Source organism: Vibrio sp. 1562 (assembly GCF_033340155.1).
Lineage (GTDB): Bacteria > Pseudomonadota > Gammaproteobacteria > Enterobacterales > Vibrionaceae > Vibrio > Vibrio alginolyticus.
Genome location: NZ_JAWOVY010000719.1, coordinates 1 through 533, shown reverse-complemented (window position 1 = coordinate 533; position 533 = coordinate 1). Strand labels below are relative to the sequence as shown.

The window sequence follows — 533 nt, the reverse complement described above, 5'->3', positions numbered from 1 at the left end:
GATCGTTAAGCCGCTCTCTAAACCATCATTCAGGCTAATCTTGAGTTTTTCTACGTCACCGCTTGCGGTGAAAGCCGCGATTGGAACGATGGCTCGTTCTTTATTACTAAATTTATCAGTTGCAAAAGCAGGCATAACAGCGGATATCGTTGTCATAGTCAGTACCCAAATTAATATGGACTTGATTGAAGTTTTAATTGCGATCATCGTCAGAACCTTCCGTTGGTTGACCACATGCCGAAGCGACTTGAGGAGCCATAAAAGCGACACCAATGAGCGCAATCTTTACGCTCATTTAAGTTTGATATTTACTTGGCTTGCCTGTCATTGTCAGATCTCCGACGTCCTAAGTTAGCGTTCAATTAGCCAAGCTCTGCGTACTCTTCGTCCGTCACGGGTTCACACCACTCATTACTTGCGCCTTCAGCGGGTATTTCTATTGCTACATGTGAAAACCAGCTGTCTTTAGCTGCGCCGTGCCAATGCTTAGTGCCAGGTGCAATATGCACGACGTCGCCCACGTTGAGCGCTTG

The 533-nt window shown here is 46.3% G+C and carries 2 pseudogenes; both read right to left on the bottom strand.

The features are described from left to right. Positions 1-156 (bottom strand): annotated as a pseudogene (locus tag R7Z49_RS27285) (4-carboxymuconolactone decarboxylase); the annotation flags it as partial. A 206-nt stretch (positions 157-362) separates the two neighbouring features. Further along, positions 363-533, bottom strand: a pseudogene (locus R7Z49_RS27280) (cupin domain-containing protein); the annotation flags it as partial.